This is a genomic window from Type-D symbiont of Plautia stali (assembly GCF_001485335.1).
GTDB lineage: Bacteria > Pseudomonadota > Gammaproteobacteria > Enterobacterales > Enterobacteriaceae > Pantoea > Pantoea vagans_C.
Map to the genome: position 1 here is coordinate 1 of NZ_BBOC01000158.1, position 4,513 is coordinate 4,513.

A 4,513-nucleotide genomic window follows, 5' to 3' on the forward strand; every position below is an offset into this window, starting at 1 on the left:
TGCTCAATAATGTCACGCTATGGACACTCTGGAATGGGTGCATCAGTTATCTGCTGATGGGGTCGTTGATGGGCGGCGAATGGCTGCTGCGTCAGCGTTTGAGGAACAAAGCATGAAGGTTCTGAGTATCCGCGACTGGCTGGCTGCGACTGATCGCGTGGTGGCCTGGCAAGGCCAGCAACAGCACTGGTTATCAGAGATGCGCCAGCAGGTGCAGGCGCTCGCGGAAAAACTGCGCAGCCAACCCGGCCAACACTGGGCGTTGTGCTTTGACAATAGCTACCACTTCACGGCGGCGCTGTTAGCCGTGTGGTACGCCGGTAAGACGCCGGTGATCCCCGGACATTGCCGCACGGCGCAACTCGAAGAGATGGCCGAGCACCTTGACGGTGTGATCAGCGATATGCCGCTGACGCTGTCAATGCCGCATCTCCGCTGGGACGGTGCGCTGGCGCTGGGTGAGCTGCCTGCGATAGCGGATGACGCAACCCTGGTCCTGTTCACTTCGGGGTCGACGGGCACACCGCGCCGCGTGGTGAAATCACTGCGTGCGTTGGATCTGGAGTCGCACTGGCTTGCTCACCTGTGGGGACAGCGCTTACAGCAGTGCCACGTGATCGCATCAGTCAGCCATCAACACCTGTATGGCCTGACCTTTCGTATTGTGCTGCCAATGGCGCTGAGCTTGCCGCTTGCGGCGCAGCAGATCTTCTACGGTGAGCAGTTGGCCGATCAGCGCAGCGATCGCCGCTATGCCTTTATCAGCAGCCCGGCTTTTCTGCGCCGTCTCGATCCTTCGCTCACTGCCCCGCATTGTGCATTGGTGGTGTCAGCCGGTGGGGCGCTGCCCTGGCCTGCTGCCCAGCAGGCTGAAAGTGCTCTGCACTGTGCTGTGGATGAAATCTACGGCAGCACTGAAACCGGTGTGATTGGCTGGCGCTGTGCCAGTGTTGAACACGCGGCGTGGCAGTGTTTCCCCCTCGTCACCCTCTGCGAGCAACAGGCCGGGCACTGGCGAGTCTATTCTCCCTTGCTGGAAACTGATGAGGGCTGGCCGCTGGATGACCGCATTGTGCAGCAGCCATCGGGTGCATTTCAGCTGGCGGGCCGTCAGGATCGCGTGGTGAAGATTGAAGATAAGCGTGTGTCACTGAGCGAAATTGAACGCCGCTTGCTGGCGTTGCCTGGGGTAACGGATGCAGCGGCGCTAGCGATTCATCGCCATGGTCGCCATGCGATTGGCGTGGTATTGGCACTGTCAGAAACGCTGGATGCCACGGCATTATCGCTGCGAAAAAAACAGTGGCGAAGCGAATTGCAACCCTGGCTGGAGCCGGTTGCCATGCCGCGCTACTGGCGCGTCGTCACCACCATTCCGGTGACGGCGCAAAGCAAACGTGCGTGGCCACAAATTGAGGAGTTGTTTGATGTTGCCGGTTGAACTCAACGCCCAGCAGCAGGGTGCGATGCTGACGTTACGCCTACATGCTAAAGCGGATCTGTTTTGGTTCCGCGGCCACTTTCCCACGTTACCCATTTTGCCCGGTGTGGCGCAGCTCGACTGGGTTTTGCACTACGGCTTAACCCGATTGGCGCCTGGTAAAGCCTTTGCCTCAATTGACAACATCAAGTTCCAACAGCCGGTGCCGCCGGATGCCGAACTGGAATTACAACTCAACTGGCAGGAAGACAAATCACTGCTCAGCTTCAGCTATAGCCTGATTCGTCAGGATGGTGCCGACATCGCCAGCAGTGGGAAGATTCGCCTGTGTTGAGTGCTGCGTTCATGCCCTGCGTGCTGATTCCCTGCTACAACCACGGTGCCATGCTGGCATCGGTATTGGCTCGTCTCGCACCTTTTAATCTGCCGGTGATCATTGTGGATGATGGCAGCGATGCGCAGACCAAGCAGCAGATCGCCGCCCTGAATGCACCGCAGCTGGATATCCTCACATTGCCGACCAATCAGGGCAAAGGGGCGGCGGTGATCGCCGGCCTGCGCAGAGCGGCAGCGGCAGGATACAGTCATGCGCTGCAACTCGATGCGGATGGTCAGCATCAGGTTGAAGACACACCACGCATGCTGGCGGAAGCGCAGCAATATCCTGACAGCCTGATTTCGGGTCAGCCGATTTACGATGCCTCAATCCCCAAATCGCGCTTGTATGGCCGCTATATCACCCATTTTTGGGTGTGGGTCGAGACGCTGTCGTTTTCGTTAAAGGACAGCATGTGTGGCTTTCGCGTGTACCCGCTGCAGCCTTCGCTGCAATTGTGCGATCGCCATCCAATTGGGCAGCGCATGGATTTCGATACAGAAATCATGGTGCGATTGTACTGGCAAGGCACGCCAAGTCGGTTTATCAGCACGCGCGTGACCTATCCTGAAAGCGGCCTGTCTCACTTTGACGCGTTGCATGACAATCTGCGCATCTCGTGGATGCACACTCGTCTGTTCTTCGGCATGTTACCGCGCATCCCGCAGCTGCTGCGCCGCCGTCAGCAAACGCAGCACTGGTCTGCCACGCCGGAACGCCGCGGTCAAAATGGGCTGCGCTTTATGCTGTGGTTGTATCGTCGTGCCGGGCGTCTGCCCTTTGTGCTGTTACTGTGGCCGGTGGTGGCGGTTTACTGGCTGAGCGGTCGCAAAGCACGCGCCGCCTCCCAGCAATGGCTGAAACAGGTGCAAGCAGAAGCCAGCAGGCAGCAAACCGCCTTGCCAGGACCGCTCACCAGCTATCATCACTTTCTGCGCTTTGGTTACAGCATGCTGGATAAAGTCGCCAGTTGGCGTGGTGATGTGCAATGGGGACGTGATATTGATTTTGCGCCGGGTGCCGAAGCGGTGATCCGTGCAGCTGACGGCCAGGGGCATTTGATTCTGGCTTCGCATCTTGGTGATATCGAAGCCTGCCGCGCCATGGCGAAGCAGGTCAGTGGCCTGGTGATTAACGCGCTGGTGTTTACCGACAACGCCCAGCGTTTTCGCGAGGTGCTGGAGAGCATTGCCCCTCAGGCGGGGGTGAATTTGATGCCGGTGACGGATATTGGCCCGGACACGGCGATCCTGTTGCAACAGAAGTTGGATGCCGGTGAGTGGGTAGCGATTGTCGGTGACCGCACGGCCGTGCATCGCCAGCGTGGCGGAGAGCGTCGTGTGGTGTGGAGTGAGTTTATGGGCCGTCCGGCGCCGTTTCCACAAGGCCCGTTTGTGCTGGCTGCTGCCCTGCGTTGCCCGGTGTTGCTGATGTTCGCCTTGCGTGAGCAAGGGACCTTACGCGTGCACTGTGAACCCTTTGCCAATCCGTTAGCACTGCCGCGCGCCCAGCGCCAGCAGGCATTGCAGACCGCGGTGGATCGCTACGCCGAACGATTACAACAGCATGCGCTGATGGCGCCGCTGGACTGGTTTAACTTTTACGATTTCTGGACCTTACCAGAGGAGGAGAGCCGCGATGAGTGAACGCACCTGGCGCGCTGAAGTGGCATTAACCGTGTCGTTCCACGATTGCGACCCAATGGGCGTGGTGTGGCACGGCAACTATTTTCGTTTCTTCGAAGTGGCGCGGGAAGCCTTGCTGCGCAGCATCAACTACAGCTATGGCGAGATGACCGCCAGCGGTTTCGTCTGGCCGGTAGTGGATACGCGGGTGAAATATCGCCAGCCGCTGCGCTGTGAAGAGGTTATCCGCGTCGAAGCCAGCATCACGGAATATGAAAATCGCCTGCGCATCGATTATGTGATCCGTAATGCCGCAGGGCAGGTCACCACCAAAGCGCATACCTTGCAGGTGGCGGTGGATGCCACCAGTCAGGAGATGAGTTTTGTCTCACCGGATATTTTGTTTGAGCGCCTGGGGGTGAAGCCGTGATCAGAGCCTTTTGCCTGTTATTGCTCCTGACCGCTGCCAGTGCCCATGCGGTGACGCTCGATCAGCTACAGCAGCGGTTTGCCAGCCAACCGGTGATCCGCGCCAACTTTGAGCAGGTGCGCACCATTGCCGGCATGTCCCAGCCGCTGGTATCGCGTGGTCAGTTGATCATTGCCCAGCAACAGGGATTGTGGTGGCATCAGGCCACGCCCTTTGCCATGACATTGGTGCTGGATGACAAACGTATGGTGCAGAGCATGAGTGGCCAGCCGCCACAGGTGATTACGGCCGACAGCAATCCACAAATGTTCCAGTTCAACCACCTGTTACGCGCGCTGTTCCAGGCGGATGAAAAAGTGCTGCGTGAAAACTTTGACCTCGATTTCCATGACCGTGGCAACAACAGCTGGCAGCTCAGCCTGACACCCAAAGCGGCGCCGCTGAATAAAATCTTCAACCGTATCGATTTGCAGGGCGCGGCGTTTCTCAATGGGATCACGCTGGATGATAAGCAGGGCGACAAAACCCTCATCACCCTGAGCGATACCCGCACCGAACCGCAACAACTGACTGATGAAGAGCGAGCGCGTTTTGCCCCAGCGCAGTGAAAAAATTTCCGCGCTACTGTGGCTGAGCGTGTG

General features: G+C 58.5%; 5 protein-coding genes and 1 pseudogene. All 6 read left to right on the forward strand.

The annotated features are described in order from the left end of the window. Nucleotides 1-116, forward strand: a pseudogene (locus PSSD_RS28590) (COG4648 family protein); the annotation flags it as partial. Beyond that, nucleotides 113-1,441: an AMP-binding protein gene (locus PSSD_RS25480; RefSeq protein ID WP_058974182.1), complete on the forward strand. Its 1,329-nt coding sequence runs from the start codon at nucleotides 113-115 to the stop codon at nucleotides 1,439-1,441. The pseudogene PSSD_RS28590 and the gene PSSD_RS25480, both read left to right, overlap by 4 nt. Beyond that, a complete protein-coding gene (locus tag PSSD_RS25485; protein ID WP_039328907.1) occupies nucleotides 1,428-1,775 on the forward strand; it encodes an ApeI family dehydratase in 348 nt (115 codons plus the stop codon). Before PSSD_RS25480 ends, PSSD_RS25485 begins: the two co-directional genes overlap by 14 nt. Continuing rightward, nucleotides 1,769-3,463, forward strand: a complete 1,695-nt coding sequence (locus PSSD_RS25490) for a glycosyltransferase family 2 protein (protein WP_058974183.1) — start codon at nucleotides 1,769-1,771, stop codon at nucleotides 3,461-3,463. Before PSSD_RS25485 ends, PSSD_RS25490 begins: the two co-directional genes overlap by 7 nt. Beyond that, complete coding sequence (locus PSSD_RS25495; RefSeq protein WP_058974184.1) at nucleotides 3,456-3,872, forward strand: acyl-CoA thioesterase; 417 nt, start codon at nucleotides 3,456-3,458, stop codon at nucleotides 3,870-3,872. The genes PSSD_RS25490 and PSSD_RS25495 overlap by 8 nt, the downstream gene beginning before the upstream one ends. Further along, nucleotides 3,869-4,480, forward strand: coding sequence for an outer membrane lipoprotein carrier protein LolA (locus tag PSSD_RS25500; protein WP_058974185.1), 612 nt, complete (start codon nucleotides 3,869-3,871; stop codon nucleotides 4,478-4,480). Before PSSD_RS25495 ends, PSSD_RS25500 begins: the two co-directional genes overlap by 4 nt. Nucleotides 4,481-4,513: the final 33 nt, after the last annotated feature.